Below are 25,454 nucleotides of genomic sequence, written 5' to 3' on the forward strand. Positions count from 1 at the left end.
TTTTTATTTTCGAATTTGACCATTTCCACGAATCACATATTTTGTAGAAGTTAATGCAGGAAGCCCCATTGGTCCTCTTACGTGTAACTTTTGTGTACTGATGCCAATTTCTGCGCCGAATCCGAATTCAGATCCATCAGTAAAACGAGTTGACGCATTATGATACAGTGCAGCCGCATCTACAGCTGTGAAGAATTTGCTGACGTTTTCCTCGTTTTCTGAAATAATCGCTTCGGAATGCATAGATCCATACGTATTTATGTGATGAATCGCTTCTTCTATAGAAGAAACTACCTTCACTGCCAGCATGAGTGATAAAAATTCTGTACCCCAGTCTTCTTCTGAAGCAAGTACTATTGAAGAATCAATTACCAATGCTTTCTGATCACCACGTAACTCCACGCCGCTTTCCTTCAAAGTAGAAAACAACTCGCTACCATATCGCCGCGCCCACTTCTCATGAAGTACAATCGTTTCAATGGCATTACATACAGATGGACGCTGCGTTTTTGCATTTATAATAATATCAATTGCCATTTGTTTATTCGCTGTTTCATCAATGAAAATATGACAATTTCCTGCACCCGTTTCAAGTACTGGAACAGATGCTTCTCTCACTACCGTATCAATTAATTGTTTGCCACCTCTTGGAATAAGAACGTCTAAGTAATCATTCATTGTAAACAACTGCTTTGCGCTATCCCGTGTTGTGTCTTCTATGAGCTGTACACTTTCTGGAGGCAAGCTTGTTTGTTTAAGCGCCCGGTGAATAACGTCAACAATAGCTTTGTTAGAATTGATAGCAGAAGAACTACCACGTAATATAACTGCGTTTCCTGTCTTTAAACAAATTGTAGCAGCATCTACTGTTACATTTGGCCTTGCCTCATAAATCATACCAACAACACCAAGTGGTACACGCATCTCCTGAATAAATAGTCCATTTGGTCGCTCCCATTTGCTTACACATTCTCCAACAGGATCACGTAATTCAATTAATTGCTTAATTCCCTCTGCCATATCAATGATACGCTGTTCATTCAGCATTAGACGATCAAGGAGTGAATCAGAAAATCCTTTTGCCTTACCTTCTTCGATATCTCGTTTGTTTTCCTCTAAAATATAAGCTGTTTCTACTATTAACCTTTCAGCAATGGCAGCAAGTGCTTCGTTTTTTTGACTTGTAGATTTTAGTACAAGTTCTCTAGCAACTTCTTTCGCCCTTTTCCCCTTTGCCAACACTTCATTCATTTTTGTTTCCTCCTTTTTAACATCACTATTCTTAAAGTGAAACCCAATAATCTCTATGAATAACTTCATAATTATGTCTTTCGCCTCTTGCTTGAATATGTTGGCTTTGCATACCTTTTATCTCTCTTAATTCCTCTGCGCTATAGGTGCATTGCCCTTTTCCAATTACGTGCCCTTGTTGCGTCATTACTTCTACGACATCGCCAACTTTGAAAAATCCTGACACATTTGTAACGCCGGCAGGAAGAAGACTCTTACCATGCTGAATGATAGCAGTAGCTGCACCAGCGTCTACTTCAATTTGTCCGCTAACGAGCGAATGCAACGCGATCCATTGCTTGTTCATCTTCATTTCTTTTTGAGGAGCATTTCCGATATATGTTCCATCACCTTTGCCCTTTAAAACATCTACAAATTTCTCTTGTCCACGTCCTGTTCCAATAAATACACTCGCACCAAGAGAGAGTGCTGTCTTTGCAGCATCGATTTTTGATTTCATTCCGCCAGTCCCAAGTTTTGAGCCAGCATCTCCTGCAAGAGAAGCGATTTCTTCTGTAACTTCAGGAAGGAAATAATATTTTTTTGCATCCTCATTTTTCTGAGGATTTTTGTCATATAAACCGTTCACATCTGTAAAAATCATCAGCATATCCGCCGAAACAAGTCCGCTTACTAAAGCTGACAGCATATCATTATCACCGAACGTTAGCTCTTCTAAAGAAATGGAATCATTTTCATTAATGATTGGAAGAGCAGAACGGTTTAATAACTCTCCTAAAGTAGCGTAAGCGTTACTATATTGTTCTTTTCTAGAAAAGTCACTTCTCGTCAGCAATAATTGCGCAGTTACAATACCATATTTACGGAATTCCTCCGTGTACGCCTGCATTAACAAGCTTTGTCCGACAGCCGCAGCAGCCTGTTTTCCTTTAATTGTCACAGGTCTACTTGGATATCCTAGAGCAGAAAAACCTGCAGCAACGGCTCCAGATGTAATTAACAAAACTTCATGTCCTTCCTCTTTCAATCGAGCCAATGCGGCAACATGATCTGAAAGTTGTTCTTTAGAAATGCCTCCGTGACTATCTGCCAAGGAGCTGCTCCCAATCTTAACGACAACTCGTTGTTTTTTCACTTTTGTATCCCCCAAATCTAAAATCAAAGTTTTTTATACATTACACTTTTATTCATACAGCTTTCAGTCATTTCTATTCTCATTATTGCTGCACCTAGCCTATTCAAGAGCAAAATAAAAATGACCGCTTCGCCCTTAATAAAATAAAAAGGACGAAACGGTCATTGTTCCGCGGTACCACCTTAATTGATATACATAGATATCCACTTGGCGCCTATAACGCAGGCGAACGCCTAAACTTTCATTTAAGACTCAGGGATAGGTTCGATATATTCTATACGAGGAATCTTTCAGCCGGTGAATTCCACTCTCTTTCGCAAGAAGACATATGTACTATTTCCCTTCAACGATTTTCGGTTTAATTTTTTTATATTATGCGATATAGTTTGATTTGGTGTCAAGAGGTATTTTAAAAAATAAATAGAGCGACAAGTTCTTGTATGAAATGATTGCCCTACTGAATGAAAATACAAATTGATATAACTGCAACTCATATTCATAAACATAATACCTTACATTATAGTGTATATATTTACAGAATGTCGAATATAATTCATTTTTATCTTTTACTGTTGCAAAAAGGAATATATTCTCTTAGAATGTTTCTTTATATTGCATGGAGATGTTATTGTTATTTTAAGATAACAATTTCGAAATAATATAATTTATTAAAAAGGGGCAAGATTGAGTTATTATGGATAAACAAATTGGATTCATCGGATGCGGAAATATGGGAATGGCTATCATTGGCGGAATGCTAAACAAAAAGGTAGTGTCTGCAAATCATGTTATTTGTTCGGATTTAAACACTACGAATTTAAAACATGCTAACGAAAAATATGGGCTAACTACAACTACTGACAATAATGAGGTAGCTAAAAATGCTGATATTTTAATTTTATCAATTAAACCGGACCTATACGCAGCGGTCATTAACGAAATAAAAGAAGTCATCAAAAACGATGTTATCGTCGTAACGATCGCTGCCGGCAAAAGCATTAAAAGTACTGAAGAAGCTTTTGATAAAAAATTAAAAGTTGTAAGAGTAATGCCTAATACACCTGCTCTTGTTGGAGAAGGAATGTCTGCGTTATGCCCTAATGAAATGGTGACAGAAAAAGATTTAGAAGATGTGCTAAACATTTTCAATAGCTTTGGTCAAGCAGAGATTGTAAGTGAAAAATTAATGGATGTTGTTACATCAGTAAGCGGTTCTTCACCAGCATACGTATATATGATTATAGAGGCGATGGCAGATGCTGCTGTACTAGATGGTATGCCTAGAAATCAAGCATATAAATTCGCTGCTCAAGCTGTATTAGGGTCTGCAAAAATGGTACTAGAAACAGGAATACATCCAGGTGAATTGAAAGATATGGTTTGTTCTCCTGGCGGAACAACGATAGAAGCTGTAGCAACATTAGAGGAAAAAGGCTTACGCACAGCCATCATTTCAGCTATGCAGCGCTGTACGCAAAAGTCTATTGAACTGTCTAGCCAAACAAAAAAATAAAACGATAAAAGAGATCATGTTAGCTATGAATTCATATGAATTTAACTAGAAATGCACTACATGATAAACGGCCAAATTCGAATATACTTGAGTTTGGCCGTTTTAGTTTTTAATTATATTAAAATAATTTTACTCATCACACTACTTTACTTGTGTAATTTTATTAGAAACTAATAATTTTTCAATGCATTTCGGTAACATGTCTAATAGCGTTTCAAATGCGTAATTTACATCTAAACGTTCTGTCCATTGATGGGCATCTTTTCCTACCGGCCCCATATTTAATACTGGAACGTCAAACTCTTCTAGTTCCTGAAGTGGAATCGAGTAACCTTTATCCCATAATGGCATATTGTCTACAAGTGAACTCATTGAATGTAGTGGATACTGCAAGCCTACATAGCTTAAATCTGAAATCCCCCCAAAATAATTTTGGTTTTCAAATGTAATCTTATGATTGTAGTGTGCATACTTTTCCATTTCTACAACTACCTCTTTTATTAAAGGATTGTTGCGTGAACTCACAGCTGGATAGTACGGCGGAGCGAAGAAAAGTACAATCATCGGTGCCTTTTCTTTACATAAAATCGCTAATTTATCTACTAAATCAATCGTTACCGCACGATCATCTTTATCTTCTCTATTTTTTATAATATTAGATTGAATATGATTTATTTTTTCTTGTCCATGTTGCTCAATTGCATATGTGATAAGCTCTTCATACGTTAATACATTTACTTTGAGATTAGGTGGTATAAATGGATTATATTTAGAAAAACGATACGCATGTTTTTCATACGACTCTTCTATTTTCTCTGCTACTTTCGTTACTTTTTGACGTAACAATGAAACTACATCTGTCATTGATTTTTCTAATAAAAACAAATTAAATAATGTAACTGCACGATGCGGAATTTGTACAGAATAATCCTCCTTTAAGTCCCTTTGAAGTAAGTTAGTTGGCGGAGGACTCGCTTCCCCTTCTACAATATCACAAAGGTCTGTGTTTAACTCTAATTCTGCTGTTATTAATGAAGCCATATAACTCCCATTTAAGCCTGCAAAAGGTTCACCTACATGTGTCTCTTTTCCATAGCAAAGAAAACCAGGTAACACTTTACCAATAGAGCCAGTGTAAATATACTTATTTTGGTCACCAGGATGTCTTGAAAACATAGGCTCTGAGTTTAAGACCGTTTTATAATCTAAGTTATGCTCTCTAGCTAAATCTAACAGTCTCGGAACAGCGGCCCTTATCCCTACAGAATTCACTTCTTCATCTGGTACAGCCAATAAAAGAACATTCCCATCGAATCTTCCTTCACATGCTTGTTCAATCATTGCCATTTGTAATGCTAGACCGCATTTCATATCCATTGTTCCTCTACCAAACAGCCATTCCCCATGTTCTATATCTTCACGCACATGGTCTGGAAGTTCATCTTTATGAGAATAAAACATAGATGTTAACTTTTTAGGATTAAATGCATCTTCTTTCCACACTCCGTAATCTTGTACATCTACAACATCAAAGTGACTTACTAGAATTACAGTATTTTTTGTACTATCTTTTTTCTTTACTAGTGCTGTAACAAAATATCGTCCGTCCCCTGTCGGATTTTTTTGTAAATGATGCGGGTTTTCTTTGAAATACTGTAATTCAGATAATTGTTCCACAACAAAGTCTGGCAATATTACTTCAGCTTCTGAACCGGTAATACTAGGAATTTCAACAAGACTGCTTAATAATTGAATCAATTGTTCTTTTGATTGCCACTTTGACATATAAATCCCCCTATTTTTCCGCATTATGAAAACGAATTCCAGTATATGAATAAAAAATGACGACAGCTATCAAAATTATAGTTCTGATGTACTGCCGATTTTTATTGATATTTCATGAGCTGCTTGTTTTACCTTGCTAATAAGAAAAGATAGTCGATCATCATTAATACGATGACTAATTAACCCAACACTTAATGCTCCTACTACTTTATGATTAAATCCGATAATAGGTGCAGCTACTGAAGCTGTCCCTTCTGTTTTTTCACCATAACTGACAGCATATCCTTCATTTTTTATTTGCTTTATTTGATTAAGAAGAATTTGCTTTTGTTCTGGTAATGAAGAAAGTAAATATTCTACAATATGTTCCATTTCATTCGTTTTCATATTGGCAAGCATCGTTTTATTTGCGGCACCAATTGAAAGTGGAATTTGTTCCCCTAGATTATCGATAACTCGAATTTTTAAAGGACTATCAATTCTTTCAATGATAATAGAATGCGTTCCGTTTGGAATATTTAAATAGACACTTTCTTCGACTTCAAAGGCCAACCGCTTCATCACTTCTCTTGCAACAGATCTATAGTCTACCTTCTCCAATTGACGTAACCCTATTTCCATCCACATTGGTCCAATTTTGTACTGTTTTGTCTCTGGTATTTGTGTAACTAACCCATGCTCCATTAGAGAGTTAAGTAATCTATGTACTGTACTAACTGGGAGATGTGTTCCATCTGCTATATCAGAAATAGCCCAATACTCTTTTTCATTTGTAGAATTCAATAATTTAATAATACTTATCGCTCGATCAATGGACTGTACCATAACTCGCCTCAACTTTACTCGTAGTATGTTAGTACGTTTAATTAACTATCAATTTAGCAAACATTCGAAATGAAATCAATATATTTATTCAATTTTCTAACAATAAAAATATATCACTAACAACGAATTGAAAACGCAAACAAAAAAATATTGACTTTTCTTTTTAATTATCTGAAAATTATAACAAGATTTCACATCACGGAATACATTCCATAATACGGAAAAACATCAAACTTTATTCTATCAACTACGAAAGTGAGGAAAACAATGGCGCAAGTAAACAATACAAACAATGAATTAAAACGTACGATGAAAAGTAGACACTTATTCATGATTGCACTCGGTGGTGTGATTGGAACGGGGTTATTTAACGGATCTGGCTTTATAATAAGTCAAGCTGGACCTGGTGGATCCGTACTTGCCTTTATGGCCGGTGGATTATTAATGTATTTCGTTATGCTATGTCTTGGTGAACTCGCTGTAGCCATGCCTGTTTCGGGTTCTTTCCAGGAATATGCCACTAAGTTCATCAATCCTGCAACTGGCTTTACAATCGGATGGTTGTATTGGTTAAGCTGGGCGAATACGACCGGTCTTGAATTTACAACTGCCGGCATTACAATGCAGCGCTGGTTTCCTGATATTCCTGTTTGGGTTTGGTGTTTAATATTTGGCGTTACGATTTTCACTATTAACGCATTATCTGCTCGTAGTTATGCAGAAACAGAATTTTGGTTTTCAAGTATAAAAGTATCTGCCATTATAGCTTTTATAATTCTTGGTGGCGCCGCTATGTTCGGTTTTATTGATTTAAAAGGCGACGAACCAGCTCCGCTATTTTCAAATTTCGTAAATCATGGTGGTTTATTCCCAAATGGACTTGCAGCTATTCTATTAACAATGGTTACAGTCAATTATTCCTTCCAAGGTACAGAGCTTGTCGGAATCGCAGCAGGTGAAAGTGAAGATCCAGCAAAAACTTTACCTCGTTCTATTAGAAATATTATATGGCGCACAATGTTTTTCTTCGTCTTAGCAATCTTTGTTCTTGTTGCTTTAATTCCTTGGGAAGAAGCAGGACTCACAAAGAGCCCATTCGTTGCTGTTTTTGATAATATCGGTATTCCATATGCAGCTGATATTATGAACTTTGTTATTCTTACTGCTGTTCTTTCTGTTGCAAACTCAGGACTATACGCTGCTACTCGAATGCTTTGGTCTTTATCAAAAAACGAAATGGCTCCAGCATTTTTAAAGAAATTATCATCACGTGGGATTCCTCTCAACGCTTTAATCATGACAATAGCTATTTCTGCTTTTTCTCTTTTAACAAGCGTCGTAGCTGCTGAAACGGTTTACTTATGGTTAATTTCCATTTCTGGAGTCATAACAATCATTGTTTGGATGTCAATTTGTGTTTCTCAATTCTTTTTCCGCAAACACTATTTAGCTGAAGGTGGAAAATTAGAAGACTTGAAGTTCAGAACTCCACTCTATCCCCTTGTACCAATTCTTGGTTTTGGATTGTATGGCATTATATTAGTAAGTCTTATCTTTATCCCAGATCAAAGACTAGGCATTTATTGTACTGTACCATTTATCATCTTTTGCTATACCTACTATCACTTTAAAGTTAAGAAAAGAATTGCAACTAACACTCAAAGTGAAACTAAAATTAGCGAAACTTCGTAATATTGCACGATACAAAAAAGACAACACGTGGCGTTTCACTTCATGTGTTGTCTTTTTTTATTATTTAAATATGAGTTCACCTGAATTTAATGGATTTTTCTCTTCTCCTACAAAAGTAGTAAAATTTTCATTTGAACTTGCTACCTCAGTTGGATTTATCGTATTTCAATTTCGATATAATAATAAATAGGTATATCAGATATAGCTGTACATTATTAGAATTACATTCATTACTCAACTGGTAGTTACCAAGAAAGAAAGGAATGATCATAATGATACAGAACATATACGAGACTCATTTACATGTAAGAAATTTAGAAAAGGCAATAAATTTCTATCAAAACAAGCTAGGATTAACGTTAGCAAGAAAACTCTCCAAAAGAAGAGTGGCTTTCTTTTGGGTCGGAGAAAATAAAAAACAAATGCTTGGACTATGGGAAGTAAATAATATCGAAGACTTTGAGCTGAGACATTTTGCTTTTGGTGTAAATTTAGAGTTTTTAATGACTTCTAAAGCGTGGTTAGAGGAGCGTGGAATAGAAGTGATAGGAAGTCAAGGAAAAGGAAATCAAGAGCCAATTGTCCAAAGGTGGATGCCCGCTGCAAGTGTATACTTTCTAGATTATGATAGAAATAAATTAGAATTCATTTCTATGTTACATGACAATCCAGATGAATTAGAATATGCATCCTATTTAAGTGTATGGAATGCGAAACACCAAGAAAAATGAATGAAATTTCCGTTCAAGTCTTTTCTAATTTTTTAGATATAATGTTGTACGATCCCCCTTTTGCTATTAATTTTCGTCGGATTTATGAACAGTTATCGTAATGGAAAATTCATGATAACTCCACTTGTTAACATAATGCATTTACTGTCACTTTATATTTGTACTTACGTACGAGCAATTCCTAATCTGCTTCAATTACAATTTGAATTATGTAAATTTTCCTCTTATCTGGCATCTACTCTTTAAACACAAACTCCCCTTAAATCGAAAATGATTAAGGGGAGTTTTATATACGATGCAATTATAGTTCAGATTTCACTCGAACAGAAACATTACTTTTAATTATATTTTTGACATCTTTAAAGCTAACAAAATTGTTACTTTTCTCATCCCAAAGACGGAAACGTAGTGATTGTAAGCTTGTAGTAAGCGTAATCGTTGGTACATTTTTTAACGGAAGCGTATTATTGTGTGCCTCTTCTAGTTTATAGTTAGGTACTCTTGGACTTAAATGGTGAACATGATGGAATCCAATATTACCCGTTAGAAATTGCAAAATTTTAGGAAGCTTATAAAAAGAACTTCCTTCCACTGCCGCTTTCACATATTCCCAATCTTTATCCTCTTCAAAATAAGAATCCTCAAATGTGTGCTGTACGTAAAACAGCCAAATCCCTACTGAACCTGCTATTAAGAATATAGTACCATGTACTAACAGAAACGATTGCCACCCAATTGCCCAGCAAAGTATAGCTACTACAGCAACAATTATAATATTCGTCAAATAAGTATTCATACGTTCTTTCTGTCTTGCACCTTTTCGGTTAAATCTATTTTTAAGCAAGAAAACATAAATCGGACCTAATCCAAACATAACGAATGGATTGCGATATAAACGATATGCTAAACGAAGTCTAAATGGTGCTGCTACATATTCATCAACTGTAAGCGTCCAAATATCCCCTGTACCCCTCTTATCCAAATTACCACTCGTAGCGTGGTGAATAGAATGCTCATGCCCCCACTGATCAAATGGGAATAATGTTAAAACACCCATACACGTTCCAACTATTCTATTTGCACGTCGACTTTTAAAGAACGAATAATGGGTACAATCATGAAAAATAATGAAAATTCTTGTCATAAATCCAGCGGCTAACAGTGCTGGAACTAAAGTTAACCAATAAGAAACTGACAAACTTTTATAAGCAAGGTACCATAAAATAATAAATGGCACGATTGTGTTGATCAGTTGCCAAACACTTTTTTTAATCGTTGATTTTTCAAAAGGAGCAACTTGTTTTTTTAAATTTTTAGTATTTTCTAAGGTCATTGTTCTAATTCCTTTCCTTTTTGTTGCTAATTCATATTATAGCACACTATTAGTATCAGGTGTTAAAAGTAGCTATAATAAATATTTTATACTATGAAAATCTCTTTTTTCTTACTCATTACTTACAAATTTCTTACGTCCAAAATAGCTTCTATAATTGGACAGACGGAGCATTTTATGTATCAAAGAAACTTCGAATTTTTCCAATAAGTACATAAAAAACAGCGAGTTTTTCACAAGAAGAAAAAAGCTGCAATCAGTCAGTTTCACCGACTTATCGCAGCTTCTCTTCTTTTTACCTTATTTTATCGATGAAGCCAAACTGCACCTGCAGACTTGTCTTCAGCTTGGCCTACGACTTCAAACTTCAGTCCTAGCTTCGGCAACTTACGTCCTGCATCAGGAATAACGCTGTTGATGTATTGCTTAGAATCATCAAATTTTGCCACTCCTGGTAATCCTTTATAATCAAAGATACCGCGTGTTGGTGAATTTACTTTCCATGCTGGCGTTTGATCAAATGAGAATGCCGCATCAGCAATTTGATAACGCGTACTGCTCTTCACAGTAGGTTGTCCATTTAATGTCCCTACAATTGCCTCTGGATGAGAATCTACTACTCCTAAGAACCCTTCACCTGGATGAACGCCTACCCAGTTATCTGTAAAGCTTTGATCCGCATACCATACAACCATTCCTGTATTAAATACTGGTCCACGTGCATGTTGTAACGCAGTGTCAGAACCAGCGTAATTTCTCCACTCTACATAGTAATTATGTTTTTTCTGTTCAAATCCGTTAGACACAGTAAAGCCTTTTAACGTCATTGCTGGCTGACCTTCTGCATCATCAGAGAAAACAACTTTTCCATCTACAGTTAATGCTGCATTATCTAACGCAAACCCTTTATAAGCTACTGCAATATCTGTTAAGTACTCAAATTGCAGTTTTACTTTTTTTCCTTTGAATTGGCTTAAATCGTATGATTTATCAACCCACTTACCATCAGTTGTATCCGCGCCGCCTTTTACATCTTTTTCGCCCATTCTATCAATGCGTGTCTTCGTTCCATCTTCTGCAATCGCATATACGTCAAGGAAATCATACTTCGCTTCAAGTTCGTAAAATGCCTTATAATCGAACTTAGCATCCTTTGCATTTGTTAAGTCAAATACTGGTGTCTCAAGTGTTGTATGAATGTCATTTCCTTTTGTACTGTAATAGAACTTCTTACCAAACGCTGATTCGATATTTTTTATATCTTTGTCCGGCAAGTTAACACGAACGATTCCAGGTCGTTTAGATTTTGTAGTGCTTTGATCTACATATGTCGCAACACCGATTCCTTTGCTAAGTTTGTCATAATCTACTTCAAGGATATTCGCCCAGTTCCCCTTCATATTCTTTTGGAAAAACTCTTTATTTTGTGGTGAGAAACTCGTTGGCTCTGTTCCTGCAATTTTTCCAGCCCAGCTACCACCACTCATAATAGACCATGACTCAACAGGTTCACCTTGTCCTGAGTACTTTGTATCATATTCATCTGGTAAACCTAAATCATGACCATACTCATGCGCAAACACACCAACTGCCCCGTCTTCAGGCTCGATTGTATAATCGTATGCAGCCATCTTTCCGCCCCAGTTCGAAACAGAAGATTTCGTGCCATCAATTGCATATGGTTTTGAACCTAGTTTTGAACGATGTGACCAAATCGCATCATCTTTCAATTTACCGCCGCCAGCTTCTTGACCAACGCCAGCATGTACAACCATTAAATGATCGATAATGCCATCTGGCTCATTTTTATTTCCATCACCATCTTGATCGTATTGATCAAATTGGTCATAGTCTGCTAAATTGATTCCTTTTGCTACCGCTGCTTTTAATGCTTCTTTCACAAAATCTTTTGGTCCTAAAGGCCCCTTGTTATCATGCCCAGTACCCGCATCAGCACCATAATCTGATGCTTTTCCTGGAACAGTAAGCCACTCTGTTACAGTCCCATCAACTGTATAGCTACCACCAGATTGTTCTTCATAATATTGCTTAAATGTGTTAATCTTCGATCCATCAAATAAAGTGAATGGTTCATCACCAAATAACATTTTTTGATAATGTTCACGATTAAAGTCCTTAGAATACATGTATCCTGGCTCTTGATCAATATTGTTATGCTTAAAATCGCTAAATTCTACAAGTAAAACAAGTACTTTATCTTTTCGAACAGCTCCATTGTATTCTTCTTGCTTCGCTGATGTAGTAGGTACTTTTCCATTTAATTTCCCTGGATTCAATGCTGCACCTTGTCCAGCTACTGGGCCTACTTCAGGCTGCTGTGCCTGTTCATTTTCCTTCATTTTTGCATCTTTTACTTTTTTCATAAAATCAGAAGCTTCTTGTGTAAGACTATCTCCTGTTAAGATTTCTTTCCCAGGGTTTTCCCCTTTCTTTTTCTCAACATATTTTTCGACAGCCTTTGACGTCTCAGCTTGTGATGCAGATTGATCAATTACCCCCCGTTGTTTTAGCGCTTCTGCCAAACGCTCCTCCGGTATTAAGTGCTCATCTATTGGTAGAGATGATGTTGGTGTCTCAGCATAAGCTGCGTGACCTCCAAAAGCAAACGTACTACTTAGTACTGCTGCTGTTGTTAATACCGCTAATGGTTTTAATTTCTTTTTCAATGTATTTCCTCCCCAATGTCTGCAAATTATCGTTTTTTGCCGATAACAACATAATATTCGTTATAATGCGAATATTCAATCTTTCTCAACAAATAAAATGTTGAGAAAGATTTTTTTATGCAGGGTGAAATACATAAGATATAAAAACAAACAGACTCTCCTATAAATAACAGTGAACTTTTATATGTTCTTAGTTACAATCAAAATCCAGTAAATCTGGGATTCATACTTTTTTAATAAAAATAAGAATTAAATATTTTCTATACTATTTAATCTATGGATTACCATATTACTCACTATTCTCATTATTACAAGCTAATAGTGGTTCGTACATCATTATAGCGTGATTCTCTGTTACATATTGATCTTCTATTAACTGTTTCTGTTGATTATATACTTTACGTTGAATCACATTATGTCGTATATAACCGCCCCAGTATGCAGGTTGAATTGAGTGTTCTTTCTCATACACTTCATATTGATACAGTTGCGGATAGACTGTTCTCCATTCACCAACTAAATGTTCATCTGTCATATAAAGGTGAAGTTGATACGGTTGGTCCGTTTCATTTTTAATTTGTAAATCCAAATAGTTATAGGAACAAGTCGCCCCACTCCCAAACGGTTGAGTTCGCCTAGAGTCAGGAAAGACATCAAAGCTATGACGATATCGTTCTGTTACTGTCAGTGGTGTATGTAAAGTCATCCAATATATTAAATTCGAAAGCTGACAAAGACCTCCTCCAATACCTGTTTGAAAAGATCCGTAATGTAATACCATACCTTCTACATACCCTTTTTTCCTCGTTGGCTTACCTATTAAACGCCAGTAAGAAAATGTTTCTCCCGGTCTAATGACGATACCATTTAGTTTTTTAACAGCAATTTTCAAATTAACAACCTTATTCTGTTGATACCACATATCTACATCTTTGAGCTTACGAAGTAATATCGTTCGGTGCTGAATTGCTGTACAAGGTAGCTTTTCTTGTTGGAATCTTTTTGCATATGTTTTTCCGTCTGATAACCACTGAATGTACCTCTTTGTAGAGTAATACCACTTCCCTAGCATAATGCGATACTTAGACCGCTGTTTAGGACGTAAGTGCACTATATTCATTTTATTCCCTCTCTTTCTTCAACTAAATTCTAATATATCTCTAATTCAATAAACTACAGTTTTCTTAGCTGCATAATAATTTTCGTAAATAAAGTGAAACTTTAATCAGCCCTCACCAATCTGGCTTTTACGGAGAGCCCGACCCCCACCTAACTTCTTTGCTTACGCTGAATTTTGAGGTGGGGTCTTACTGCCTGGCAAATAGCGGGATAAAATAGACGCAAAAAATAATAAATTTACTCTAGTGGAGATTTTATTTTGATTATTGCTTTATAATTATATAAAACTGAGCTTCAATACAATAAATTGAAATAAGCACATTATAAATATAACGGATAACCTTAAATAAAAAATAATGAAAATTAAATAAATTCTAAAGTATTAATATATTTTTCGTAAATATTAATTGATAATACATTAGATTTTACTATATGTATAAATTCTCTATTCTACAAAACGAAATTTTTTAATGTAAGAAAAGAATATAATTCCCCTTTAACATTTATACAAGTCTCATATGGAAAACTTTACAAAACAATTCGAACACTTATATTTAGAATAAACACAAAAAATTGCCACCAGTTAGCTTAACTGGTTGGCAATTTTTTAACGAGAATGCTTTACAAATAGTTGAATTGCTTCTTCTGGTACATAGCACTTTCCATTACTCTCTACAATAATACTTCTTAATTCATACCCTTTACCATTGATACGAATTATATTTTTGTTACCAAATAATTGTGCTTCTACTTTATTATGTTTTACTACGAGTAACGGGTTTGCTCCTTCGGTTTTGTCGGCTGTTACAGTTGCACCGATTTTCTTAAAGGCTTGCTCACTCTCTAAAAATATTTTATTCGTTACTTCTTCTAAGTTAAAGCCCATCGCTCTCGCCATCGTCTTCGCAATGTCTGTATTCTGGATTAAGCCTTCTGGTTTTTGAGGTCCATAAGAATATAAGAATACATCCTCACCTGTATGTCCTCCTGTCGTAAAGCCGATATTTGCACGATTAGCCAATAATGTAGTAAGGATTCGTCCTACATCAATTTTCTTTTTTTCCGCTTTTAATTTTTCTTTTTCATCATGAGTTAGATTATCCAAACCGTATAGTTTAGCTACATCTTCTACATTTGATAAATCAGATTTCAGTTTATTTATAGTTCCTTCAAGTGTCATTTTCGCCTTTTTCAATGGATCAATGTATGCAGAAACCGGTGTAGTATTGTATCCTTTAGTCGTATTCCTATTCCCTATAGAGATACCGCTGTTACCATGATCAGTTAAAGCGATAAGCATCGTATCCCCATCTTTCTTCGCAAATTGTAACGCCTTTGCTACCGCTTCATCAAATGCCAATACATCGCTAATAATCCCAATTGGATCATTAGCATGAGCTGCCCAATCTGGCTTACTACCTTCTACGAATAAAAAGAAGCCATCTTTATCTTTTGATAATGTTTGAATTGCTTTTTCTGTCATTTGAGAAAGTGTTGGTTGTTCTGGATTTGTTGCTATACGATCCATATCAAACGCAAGAGCATGATGTGAGAAAGAGCCCCAAATTTTATTAGATTTGGAGTTCAATAACGCATCTTTCGTTTCAACAAAATCGTACCCTTTGTCTTGAATCACCTTTACTAAATTTTCACCATCTTTTCGGATTCCATTACTTTTTATAGGTAGAAGCGCCGCTTTTCCCCCGCCTAATACGACATCTATATTTTGATATACTTGCTGCTTCGCAATTACGTTAAAATGTTTGCGATTGACATGGTGAGCGGAGAATCCGGCCGGAGTAGCATGCTGAATTTCAGATGTAGCAACAATCCCAGTTGCACGACCAGTACATTTTGCGCCTTCTAATACGTTTGCGACCGGCCGTAACTTTTCTTCTTCTTTTATTGGCTGTAAGCTAGGCGAACTTACAATAGAAGGTAATACACCTACATATCCTGAATTCGATTTATTTCCAGTTGCTAAAGCTGTTGCTGCTGGCGCTGAGTCTGTAATAGCTGATTCCGCCGAAAACGTACGAACACCTCCTGTTACAATTTGATCTAACGTAAGCGGTGCCCCTTTATACCAGCGAGCCAATGTTGTCGCCGTTGAACTCGTTCCGTCCATAACCATCATAATTATATTTTTAGGCTGGTGTTCTACTTTTTTCACCTTAGCTTTGGCCGCATGATAATTCATCATACTTTCCGTACTTAATACGCTTACTATTATAGCTCCCACCAATAGTAACTTTTTCATCTTCACACCATAATTCAACATGATTGTTCCTCCATAAACTTTGCATTCATTTCAATACACCTTATTTCCTTTTCCATACCAAAACCTACATATGTTTTATTAGTTCCCAATTCTCATAAAGCTAACAATAGTTACTTTCTCTTTCTTTAATTAAATATCGGTATGTTTCATCTATCTTATAAAAAAGATTTAGCATTCTTTTCATTAATTACTTGTTTAACAATAAATCCTCGATTAAAAGAAATAAAAATTTATTGTTAAACGATAAATTTTATGTTAAATTAATAAGATATTAAATAAATGAGGTGCTTTTTATGAAACAAGGATCCACACTCTTTTTAAAGACCGTTGTGATTCTGATTGGAATCCCTGTTCTTGCTATGTGCATTTTTTTAGTCCCTAAAATAGGAAATTTCGCCGCAGAATTATATCCAGATATTGCATATATTAAATATCTTGTATTTATCAATTTATACGCAACAGCAATACCTTATTACTTCGCACTGTACCAAACATTTAAGCTTTTAAACTATATTGATAAAAACAACGCATTCTCAGAGTTATCTGTTAAAGCTTTAAAAAATATTAAGTACAGCGCATTGGCAATTAGTGTATTATATGTATTAGGTATGCCACTTTTCTATCTTGTGGCGGAGAGAGATGACGCCCCTGGCATTATTATTATCGGAATGATTATGATTTTTGCTTCAATGGTAATCGCGGTCTTTGCTGCCGTTCTCCAAAGACTATTAAAAGATGCTATAGATATAAAATCAGAAAATGATTTAACGGTCTGAGGTGAATAATATGGCAATTATTATTAATATTGATGTAATGTTAGCAAAAAGAAAAATGAGTGTAACAGAACTTTCGGAGAAGGTTGGAATTACAATGGCTAACCTTTCTATCTTGAAAAATGGAAAAGCAAAAGCAGTCCGTTTTTCAACTTTAGAAGCAATATGTAAAGCATTAGAATGCCAACCCGGGGATATTTTAGAATATCAACCTGAAGATACCGAATAAAAAGAGTCCTTCATACAAGAAGGACTCTTTTTATTACACATTACGGCGCAAAACTAATTTGACCAGTAAACAATAGGATAATTGCTATGATCCAAAATATAAAAAATGATGAGGACAGTATTAATGAAAGAATAGCAATTCCCTTCTTCTCTGTTCTTTTCGTCATTGTGATTATTGAAAGCATGATACCTACACCTGTCAGGGCAATTGTAATATAATCTCCAACTATATTACCTGCATTGGCTATCCTTGTTGGCGTTATAAAAACGAATAGAAAACACAAAATGCCGATGAGTAAAGATATATAGCTTATTATACTGTACTTCTTTGTAGGAACTATTTCAGTTTTCATACTAACCCCACCCCTTCTATATAGCTATGAGTTCATATTAACATGAATAACCATAATTTGGTTAAAACATAAAAAAGATAAAGTGGACGCTATCACTTTATCCTTCAGTTTATTTCTATCTAACAATTAACCTGGCTACTTCTTTAATAAAGATGGACGGACATTCTTTAACTCCTAGCAATTTTTATATACAGAAAATAAAATGAAATAGTTCTAAAAAATAAAGACTGTACCTTTAAAATGAAAGATACAGTCTTTATTAATAACTTTTTTTATAAAGAAAACTCTCTATCACTCACTACCTTAAAAAACTCCGAGTAATGTGATAAAGAATAATCCGCTACATCACAATTACCTTGAAACATACATGTTGAAATACCTAATTCTTTTGCAGGTAATAAATCTAATTCTCTATCTCCAATAGCTAAATCAATATTGTATTTTTTATGCAGATGATTATAAGCTAAAGAGTTCGGCTTTCGAGGAAAGCCATCGTCAATTGTAACCATATCTACGAAGTATTTTTCCCAGCCGTAATATTTTAAAATGGCCATAACCCCTTTCCTATGTTTATGGGTCATAATCACATTTTTATCTGCAAATTTCAAAACCTCTTCGACACCTGCAAAAGGTTTCATATCTTTTGGAGTGAATTTTCCCTTCAAAACTTTAATCTTTTCTTCCTGCTCGCATGAAATATTATAATACTGAATTGCATGAGAGTATGATATTTTTAAGTTTTTGTATATTTCTTGTTTTTCTACTGAATCACCTAATATTTCAGAAAGCATCATTGTATATGCAGGGTACGTATCAAATAACGTCCCATCAAAATCCCATAAAATATTCATTCTATTCACCTTCTATTTTCAAATCATTGGATGACTAAATCCGCCCTATCCTTCGGCAATTCCATTTCTAAGTAATAATCCTCTGCTTTCCAATACCTATTTTCAAACTTTGAAAGGTTTTTCTGCGTTTTTTCACTCTCACGTAGAAACCTTGTCTCTCTTGGACAGTCCAAATAGACCATATAATGAAAGAAATCTCTCCATTCTTTTCGCTGCAAAAAAACTCCTTCAATAACAATTACGCCTACAATAGGAATCTGTACTTTTTTCATTTCACATGAGTCTGTTTCCTCTTGATAAAAAGGCAAAGTCAGTTTTGTCTCATGTTGTAACTTCTGAAAAAACTTCTGCCTCAAGTATGGAATATCCCACTGTAAACAATAATACTCATACCATTCTTCATATCCTGTATGATAGCGTTTATTACGCTCCACTATGTGATCATCAATATGAAAAATATGAAACGGGATGCCCTCTTGTTTCATATTTTCTTTTAAATTTGCTACGAATGTTGTTTTTCCAGATCGACTTAAACCATCTATCCCTAAAATAAAGCGGTTTTCTTTATGCTTCTTCATAACATTTATAAGCTCATTTGTACTCATTACTTCTTCCACTCTTCTTTTAATAAAGAATATAAAATGGTATCATGAGCGACACCATTTTGAATCATATGTTTTCGAAGTAATCCTTCTTCTTGAAATCCTGCTTTTATTAATAATTGTTGTGAAGCTTTATTTTCTACATATACAACCGCTGCGATTCTTATTAGTTGCAGTATTTCAAATCCGTAAGCTAAAATTGCTTGTAATGCTTCAGATGCATACCCCTGTCCCCAATATGTATCATCTAATTCATAACCAATTTCAGCTCGTCTATGATGATTGTTAATTAAATGAAATCCACACGTCCCAATTAATTGGCCCGTCCCTTTTTTCTCGATTCCCCAGCGAAATACACTTCCTTCTTCATAACGATTTTTAAACGTTTGAATCGTTGTTTTCGCTTGCTCAATATTTTGGAAAGAATCCATTCCGAAATAACGTATAACAGATTCTTTCGAAAAATAACGGAACATCGTTTCCGCATCTAATAGTGTAAGTTCTCTTAAGAATAAACGTTCTGTTTCTAGTTTCGGAAATCCCATCTCTCTTTCTCCCTCTATTCTAATGAACTACAAATTTCAATATAATTTCCATCTGGATCAGCAATGTAAGAAATTGTTTGTCCCCACGGTTTTACAATAGGTTCAACTAAAATCTTAATACCTTGTTCTCTAAATTGCTCAATCGTTTCTTGTACATTCTCAACAACGAATCCTAATTCGAAATGAGAAGACTGTAATTCACCTTCTGTAAGCGGTAGTCCTGTTAATTCTTTCACATCTTGCCGCGTATTCATCGCTAAAATGGTAGTTCCAGTATTAAATTCAATATATGTACCGTGCTCTGCTTTTATAGGTAACTGTAAAATATCTTTATAGAATTTTAAACATTCCTCAAACTTTTCTACATATAAAATGATGTACTTCATTTTCAAATCCATTTTACATCCCCCTTTATATCTACCCCTAAAATTTCGACAAAAGTCTCATAAAAACCTTGTTTTTTGTAGTAATGAGCAAAAAAAATGAGGCCGATTTCTCGGCCCCCCAGCTTATTGGCATAAAACAGGAGATTTGGTTTGGACATAACCAGTTCGTACTTTTATTATATTTTATTTTTTCTGAATTTTAAATACATTAAACACCTATTTATATTGAGAAAGTTTTTTGCTTGCATAAAATTAAAGAGTTTAAGAAATGATACAAATGGAGGTGTATACATATGGAACCAATGCTATGTCCAAGTTGTAAAACGAACCGTACTCGCTTTAATATTCTTGAGCAACAAGTAAAACCAGTCAAATTAAATCCACAAACTGGTCAAGTAGAAGAAGAATATACAAATGACACGATGAATGCTTTTCATATGGCCTATCAAGGACCTACTTATCGCGTCCAATGCGCTGTATGTGGGCTTGTTGAAAACCCAGAACAATTTATTAAACCTGCTCAAAATCAGTCTTTCTAATAAAAACATTATTATCCCTTATAGAAATAGATTTTTCTATAAGGGATTTTTCCGTTTAATAACTTAATTAAAAATGTGTTTCTTCCTTATTATATGTTAAACTTCGCACTCTTTTAGAAATGTTTACATAAGAGAGGTAAAACAAACAATAAAAAGATAACGCTTCCATCAATATTTCTACTATTAACTTGTCATATAGTCATCTTTTACTTTTGGATCTTCGATTGGGAGAAAATAACGACTCCTTAGGATCTAACAATATGGATTGTTTCTACTATTTGTAGTCTTTTACTTTACTACCATTTTTTAAATCAAAAATCTAATAAATTAATATTAATTGCTCGTTCGTTATTATTAATTATTTCTTCTTCATTTATGATTTTTTTAGGTGTTGTTACTGGTATTCATCTTTCTAACTAGTTCTATGCCTTAAATATATAATGTTTTATTATATAAAAAATAGTTAACAAAATAGAATTACATAGAAATTAAAAAAGATAATGATGTCATTGTTATTGTCTTCTTCTAGGGTCTAATCTTTATTATAATATTTCACTTTTCAATTTCTTGATTTTCCAAAAAATCCTCATGAAAAAATAAGCATACATACAACCTACAAGCCCTGTCATAACTTTCGCCCAAATTGGCACCCTTGATTCTGTTGAAATTAAAAATACGCTATACATTGAGGGTAATATAGTTATTGAAATCAATGCGAAAAATTGTAATAATTCCTTCATTTTTTGCACCTTCGTGTCCTTCTCTGAATATATGTCAGGTAACTCAATTCCCTTCTCTACTTCCTTACAAAAATAATTCCATCTTGTAAAACTTGTGACACGTTTCCAACCAGACATTTCATATATTTCAAAGTACTCCTGTTGTTTTTCTTTTGAATCTCTATAAACCAATCTAAAATCCGCTTTATATACTACATCTTTTGGTTCTGTTTTCTTAAACGTATACAACAAATTATATCTTTGTAACGCCCAACCTTTTTGATGCATTTTCCGTAAAAAAACTTCTTCTTTTTCTAAACTCCATGCCATGAAAAATTTAAATACCTTCTTTGTCTCCATCTATCATTCACTCCCCTAATATACTATTTCCATTCCTTACAGATCTCTGCAATCTGTTATATTCTAGCTCTAACACTTCTCTCCCAAACGGCGTTAACTCATAGCACTTCTTTCTATCTGTAGAGGCAACTTCAACAATTAATTTTTCTTTAAGTAATTTCGTCGTATTCCCGTATAAAGTACCAGGACCGAGCTTTACTTCCCCATTTGTCATCTCTTCTACCATTTGCATAATTCCATATCCGTGCATTGGTTTCACTAGTGATAACAGTATGTAATATGTCCCCTCAGTTAACGGAATATATTTTTGCGCCTTCGCATTCATTATAACTACCTCCGATACATCGCCTTATGATATATCGACTTACGATACATCGTATATCGATATTATATAATCATATTCCAAAATATTCAAGAGTAATTTAATAATTAAATATCCATTTCTTTGAATTAAAAAACCATACAAATTTTCTGAATAATTTGTTAAAATATAGAAATATTAGCTCTTTTATAATGAAAGGAATGGTACATATGATAAATAAATTGAAAGAAAACATCGGATCTGTGTTTGTTGGGAAAGAAAATGTTATTGATCTACTGCTCGTTTCACTTCTTGCTGATGGACATGCACTACTCGAAGACGTGCCTGGTACTGGGAAAACGTTACTGGCGAAAACCATTTCCAAAAGTATTGGTGGTAGTTTTTCTCGCGTTCAATTCACCCCTGATGTACTTCCAAGTGATGTAACAGGTATTGAATACTTCAACCCAAAAACAAGCGAATTCGAATTAAGAATTGGACCAGTTATGACAAACATTTTGCTAGCAGATGAAATTAACCGTGCAATGCCGAGAACGCAGTCGAGTTTGTTAGAAGCGATGGAAGAACGACAAGTGACGCTTGAGAAGCAATCAACTCCTCTGCCGAAACCGTTCTTTGTTATTGCGACGCAAAACCCAATTGAATCACAAGGGACTTTCCCTCTTCCAGATGCACAGCTTGATCGCTTTTTAATGACGATTTCAATTGGTTATCCAACTCCTAAAGATGAGTTACAAATGATGCGACGTTTTCGGAACGATTTACCATTAGAAAGTGTCACATCTGTCATCTCATTAGAAGATATTTTAGAAGCTCAAAAACGAGTAAAAGAAATATTTGTTTCGGAACCGTTAGAACATTACATTATTAAACTTGCTCATGCTACAAGAAATCATGATTATATCGCTAACGGTGTAAGCCCACGTGCCACATTAGCTTTAGTACGTGCTGTTCAAGCTTTAGCCTTTTTACATGGGAGAGAATATTGCACACCAGAAGATATACAATTGTTAGTTCCTTCTGTTTGGAATCACCGTATCGTCTTATCAATGGAAGGTGCATTACGTACGACAAAAAATGATATTATGCAAAGTATTTTAAAAGAAGTTGATGTACCCGTGGAGATTGAGCAAGCATGAATGGACAGCGCGTTGTAACTGTACCTTTATTTTTTCAACTTCATATTATTCAACTAACCGTTCCAATCGCGTTACTTTTCACATTCTTTTTCCCGCAACGAATGCTTATGTTTCTCTTTTTCTTCTATTATATATTTGCGATTTTTATTTATAAATATGTCGCTTTCATAGAGAAGAAGTTTCAAATCATAAATGAGAAACAAACTACACGGCTTTTTCCTGAGGAATCTGGACAGTTTTTTATTCATTTAAAAAATGGAGCCAGCATACCGCTCGTTAATGGTGTTTGTTACTTTCATTTAAATTCGTCCCTTATACCGCATAAAGAGCAAGGCATTGAACAAATATCAAAAACGTTATTCTCTTTCCCATTTTCACAACCTGCACATTCGGCACAAAAATGGGATTTAACATTAACCGCTACGAAGCGTGGGGTGTTTCAAATTGAACAGTTTGAATGTGTATTAAAAGATCCATTTCATCTATTAACTGTACATTTACCTGTTTTTGATAAATTAAGGACTGAAATTATTGTGTATCCTTCTCCTAAAGAAGTAGCAGGTTTGCAAGAACTTCAGCAACTTTTAATCGGATCCTATCAAACGAATTTTTCTTTTTACAATGACGAAACATCTATTATAGGTGTAAAACGCTATGAACGTGAATCATTCCGTTCTATTCATTGGAAGGCATCTGCTAAAATGCAGGAATTACAAGCGAAGCAATATGAACCTGTAAAAAATTATAGTTGGACGATTTGTCTTTCTTTAGCTGCCGATCGTGGATTTGGTTGGAAAGATAATGTTGAAGATTTAATTTCATTCGCAACATACATTTGCCAATATGCAACGAAGCATCACATACCGTTTGAATTATTTATTAGTGTATTAGCAGAAGGTGGTGCATTACATTTATCGTTACATGAAGGGCAAACGCAATATGCAAAAGCTTTAGAAGAATTAGCCCGTATTTCAGATGATAGTACGTTACTTCCGAAACAAGGATTCCTTCATTATGTAACGAGAAAGAGAGAACGATCGTCTACAATGATATACATTGGTTTACAAAGAAATGAACTCCCTCTTCTCTCGCAGCCAACGTTTCTCATTACTAGTGAAGGGATGGTGGAATCGGTTGAAAACTTGGCTATATCACATTCATGATTTCATTCTGCTCCTCCTGCTTTCATTATTAACAGAAAGAGATGAACTAATTAGTATTGCAATATTTTTAACAACAGGCTATATTGGAGTATTTCTTATTCATAAATTTATGCAGAAAAAAACAACAGGATTTGTAATACTTTTAGTTCTTCAAATCGTTCTTTTCTCTTTATTTTTACCTTTTTCTCTTTTTGGCACAATCATATTACCACTATTTTTCTTTATCGTACATGTGGTCGGACCTGGATATCCAGTTCAAAAATCTTTAGGTGGTATTGTATGGTTTGTCGTTTCAGTTATATTTTATGCACCCTTTCCACCGTTGTGGAAACTATTAATGTTAGCCTTGCATCTTATGATTACATTTTGGTTAACCGGGGCAAATCGCAAACAACAACTATTACGTTTTGCTTCTATCATTACGATTGGCTTAATGAGTATATTAATTGTTCAAATATTTCCTTTCATTCGACTTATTTTTGGTTTTATAACGGAAGTAGTCGCATTAGGCGTCGGCTATGCTTTAATGCCATTAATTAAAGCAGCGGAATTAAAAGATACTGAAGATGTTTGGGCAAATAAAGGACATCTCTTAAAACCAAAAATTGAAGACGGAAAAAAAATTCCTGATTTTGATCCAATACTCATAAATAGCGCTACAATAATAGTCTGTACAGCTATCGCTATTTACGTCGTTTGGAAAATAGTAAAAAAACGAAAACATTTAAGTTTACCAAATATGCACGTCTTCGAATCTACTATCATTACTGATAAAGAAGGAATGAGCCAAAATCGTTTTAAACGAAATAAACCGCCACATAACGAAATTCGGAAGGAAATTTTTAAGCTAGAGAGTAAGTTAACCTCTCCTTTAAATAGAAAACGGGGAGAAACTGTTGAAACTTGGCTAGAAAGAATAAACGATGAAGAAGATGTAAATATTCAAAGTGATATTATTATAGATGCTTATAATACTGTGCGGTATTCAAATGGTGCAAACACTGTACTTCTACATGAATTTAAGAAAGAGATTCATAAGCTTTATGCATATCAAAAAAATTTGAAGAAACGAAAGAAATAACGTAACAAAAAGACTCCTATATTCATAGGAGTCTTTTTATA

The 25,454-nt window shown here is 34.6% G+C and carries 24 protein-coding genes, 1 pseudogene and 1 other annotated feature; of the genes and pseudogenes, 10 read left to right on the top strand and 15 right to left on the bottom strand.

Annotated elements, in window-relative coordinates; all coding sequences use genetic code 11:
* Nucleotides 1–3 precede the first annotated feature (3 nt).
* The gene (locus MR143_RS08740) at nt 4–1,251 is read right to left on the bottom strand and encodes a glutamate-5-semialdehyde dehydrogenase (protein ID WP_002181437.1); all 1,248 of its coding nucleotides are present in this window, start codon (nt 1,249–1,251) and stop codon (nt 4–6) included.
* A 31-nt stretch (nt 1,252–1,282) separates the two neighbouring features.
* Nucleotides 1,283–2,386, bottom strand: a complete 1,104-nt coding sequence (gene proB, locus MR143_RS08745) for a glutamate 5-kinase (protein ID WP_000744796.1) — start codon at nt 2,384–2,386, stop codon at nt 1,283–1,285.
* A gap of 145 nt (nt 2,387–2,531) precedes the next feature.
* Nucleotides 2,532–2,742 (bottom strand) — a binding site (T-box leader).
* A 338-nt stretch (nt 2,743–3,080) separates the two neighbouring features.
* Here proB and proC point away from each other — a divergent pair.
* Nucleotides 3,081–3,899 (top strand): pyrroline-5-carboxylate reductase, encoded by an 819-nt coding sequence (gene proC, locus MR143_RS08750; RefSeq protein ID WP_000360712.1) that lies wholly within the window; start codon nt 3,081–3,083, stop codon nt 3,897–3,899.
* A gap of 141 nt (nt 3,900–4,040) precedes the next feature.
* On the opposite strand, the gene MR143_RS08755 is transcribed toward proC, so the two are convergent.
* The gene (locus tag MR143_RS08755; protein WP_242280707.1) at nt 4,041–5,708 is read right to left on the bottom strand and encodes a M20/M25/M40 family metallo-hydrolase; all 1,668 of its coding nucleotides are present in this window, start codon (nt 5,706–5,708) and stop codon (nt 4,041–4,043) included.
* A gap of 51 nt (nt 5,709–5,759) precedes the next feature.
* Nucleotides 5,760–6,509: an IclR family transcriptional regulator gene (locus MR143_RS08760; protein WP_098022294.1), complete on the bottom strand. Its 750-nt coding sequence runs from the start codon at nt 6,507–6,509 to the stop codon at nt 5,760–5,762.
* A 267-nt stretch (nt 6,510–6,776) separates the two neighbouring features.
* On the opposite strand from MR143_RS08760, the gene MR143_RS08765 reads away from it, so the two are divergent.
* Nucleotides 6,777–8,201 carry an amino acid permease gene (locus MR143_RS08765; RefSeq protein ID WP_202822180.1) on the top strand — a complete coding sequence of 475 codons (1,425 nt, stop codon included), beginning with the start codon at nt 6,777–6,779 and terminating at the stop codon, nt 8,199–8,201.
* A gap of 272 nt (nt 8,202–8,473) precedes the next feature.
* Entirely contained in the window at nt 8,474–8,932 is a 459-nt protein-coding gene (locus tag MR143_RS08770) for a VOC family protein (RefSeq protein WP_199717581.1), read from the top strand.
* 301 nt (nt 8,933–9,233) lie between these two features.
* Here the strand turns inward: MR143_RS08770 and desA are convergent, their stop codons facing one another.
* From desA to MR143_RS08790, 4 genes are all read right to left on the bottom strand, one after another.
* Nucleotides 9,234–10,265, bottom strand: coding sequence for a Delta(5) desaturase DesA (gene desA / locus MR143_RS08775; RefSeq protein WP_199717582.1), 1,032 nt, complete (start codon nt 10,263–10,265; stop codon nt 9,234–9,236).
* Nucleotides 10,266–10,570: 305 nt separating this feature from the next.
* The gene (locus tag MR143_RS08780) at nt 10,571–12,952 is read right to left on the bottom strand and encodes an immune inhibitor A domain-containing protein (RefSeq protein WP_000727915.1); all 2,382 of its coding nucleotides are present in this window, start codon (nt 12,950–12,952) and stop codon (nt 10,571–10,573) included.
* Between the two features lie 289 nt (nt 12,953–13,241).
* Nucleotides 13,242–14,072 (bottom strand): VanW family protein, encoded by an 831-nt coding sequence (locus MR143_RS08785; RefSeq protein WP_151522169.1) that lies wholly within the window; start codon nt 14,070–14,072, stop codon nt 13,242–13,244.
* A gap of 606 nt (nt 14,073–14,678) precedes the next feature.
* Nucleotides 14,679–16,352, bottom strand: a complete 1,674-nt coding sequence (locus MR143_RS08790; protein ID WP_202822181.1) for an alkaline phosphatase — start codon at nt 16,350–16,352, stop codon at nt 14,679–14,681.
* Between the two features lie 293 nt (nt 16,353–16,645).
* Here MR143_RS08790 and MR143_RS08795 point away from each other — a divergent pair, with 293 nt between their 5' ends.
* Both MR143_RS08795 and MR143_RS08800 read left to right on the top strand, forming a co-directional pair.
* Nucleotides 16,646–17,128: a DUF2975 domain-containing protein gene (locus MR143_RS08795; protein ID WP_001977318.1), complete on the top strand. Its 483-nt coding sequence runs from the start codon at nt 16,646–16,648 to the stop codon at nt 17,126–17,128.
* Nucleotides 17,129–17,138: 10 nt separating this feature from the next.
* Nucleotides 17,139–17,354, top strand: coding sequence for a helix-turn-helix domain-containing protein (locus MR143_RS08800; protein ID WP_000974619.1), 216 nt, complete (start codon nt 17,139–17,141; stop codon nt 17,352–17,354).
* Nucleotides 17,355–17,394: 40 nt separating this feature from the next.
* Here the strand turns inward: MR143_RS08800 and MR143_RS08805 are convergent, their stop codons facing one another.
* From MR143_RS08805 to MR143_RS08825, 5 genes are all read right to left on the bottom strand, one after another.
* A complete protein-coding gene (locus MR143_RS08805) occupies nt 17,395–17,706 on the bottom strand; it encodes a hypothetical protein (RefSeq protein ID WP_000845564.1) in 312 nt (103 codons plus the stop codon).
* A 272-nt stretch (nt 17,707–17,978) separates the two neighbouring features.
* Complete coding sequence (locus MR143_RS08810; RefSeq protein WP_046945998.1) at nt 17,979–18,557, bottom strand: HAD-IA family hydrolase; 579 nt, start codon at nt 18,555–18,557, stop codon at nt 17,979–17,981.
* 23 nt (nt 18,558–18,580) lie between these two features.
* Nucleotides 18,581–19,162 carry a kinase gene (locus MR143_RS08815; RefSeq protein WP_000106105.1) on the bottom strand — a complete coding sequence of 194 codons (582 nt, stop codon included), beginning with the start codon at nt 19,160–19,162 and terminating at the stop codon, nt 18,581–18,583.
* Entirely contained in the window at nt 19,162–19,704 is a 543-nt protein-coding gene (locus tag MR143_RS08820) for a GNAT family N-acetyltransferase (protein ID WP_000506641.1), read from the bottom strand. The genes MR143_RS08815 and MR143_RS08820 overlap by 1 nt, the downstream gene beginning before the upstream one ends.
* Nucleotides 19,705–19,718: 14 nt before the next feature.
* Nucleotides 19,719–20,102, bottom strand: a complete 384-nt coding sequence (locus tag MR143_RS08825) for a VOC family protein (RefSeq protein WP_000364500.1) — start codon at nt 20,100–20,102, stop codon at nt 19,719–19,721.
* Between the two features lie 281 nt (nt 20,103–20,383).
* Between MR143_RS08825 and MR143_RS08830 the strand changes: the two genes are divergently transcribed.
* Nucleotides 20,384–20,629, top strand: coding sequence for a hypothetical protein (locus tag MR143_RS08830; protein WP_000433605.1), 246 nt, complete (start codon nt 20,384–20,386; stop codon nt 20,627–20,629).
* Between the two features lie 156 nt (nt 20,630–20,785).
* Nucleotides 20,786–21,062: pseudogene (locus tag MR143_RS08835) on the top strand (hypothetical protein).
* Nucleotides 21,063–21,171: 109 nt separating this feature from the next.
* Here MR143_RS08835 and MR143_RS08840 read toward each other — a convergent pair.
* Together MR143_RS08840 and MR143_RS08845 are read right to left on the bottom strand one after the other, a co-directional pair.
* Nucleotides 21,172–21,708 (bottom strand): DUF2812 domain-containing protein, encoded by a 537-nt coding sequence (locus MR143_RS08840; RefSeq protein WP_199717584.1) that lies wholly within the window; start codon nt 21,706–21,708, stop codon nt 21,172–21,174.
* Nucleotides 21,709–21,715: 7 nt separating this feature from the next.
* Complete coding sequence (locus tag MR143_RS08845; RefSeq protein WP_000991894.1) at nt 21,716–22,033, bottom strand: PadR family transcriptional regulator; 318 nt, start codon at nt 22,031–22,033, stop codon at nt 21,716–21,718.
* A 206-nt stretch (nt 22,034–22,239) separates the two neighbouring features.
* Here MR143_RS08845 and MR143_RS08850 point away from each other — a divergent pair, with 206 nt between their 5' ends.
* The 3 genes from MR143_RS08850 to MR143_RS08860 are packed head-to-tail and all read left to right on the top strand — an operon-like array spanning nt 22,240 to nt 25,413.
* The gene (locus MR143_RS08850) at nt 22,240–23,169 is read left to right on the top strand and encodes an AAA family ATPase (RefSeq protein WP_089149470.1); all 930 of its coding nucleotides are present in this window, start codon (nt 22,240–22,242) and stop codon (nt 23,167–23,169) included.
* A complete protein-coding gene (locus tag MR143_RS08855; RefSeq protein WP_089149471.1) occupies nt 23,166–24,332 on the top strand; it encodes a DUF58 domain-containing protein in 1,167 nt (388 codons plus the stop codon). The genes MR143_RS08850 and MR143_RS08855 overlap by 4 nt, the downstream gene beginning before the upstream one ends.
* Entirely contained in the window at nt 24,304–25,413 is a 1,110-nt protein-coding gene (locus MR143_RS08860; protein ID WP_000860494.1) for a DUF4018 domain-containing protein, read from the top strand. The genes MR143_RS08855 and MR143_RS08860 overlap by 29 nt, the downstream gene beginning before the upstream one ends.
* Nucleotides 25,414–25,454 lie beyond the last annotated feature (41 nt).

This window comes from Bacillus cereus group sp. BfR-BA-01347 (genome assembly GCF_022663835.1).
Taxonomy (GTDB): Bacteria; Bacillota; Bacilli; order Bacillales; family Bacillaceae_G; genus Bacillus_A; species Bacillus_A thuringiensis_K.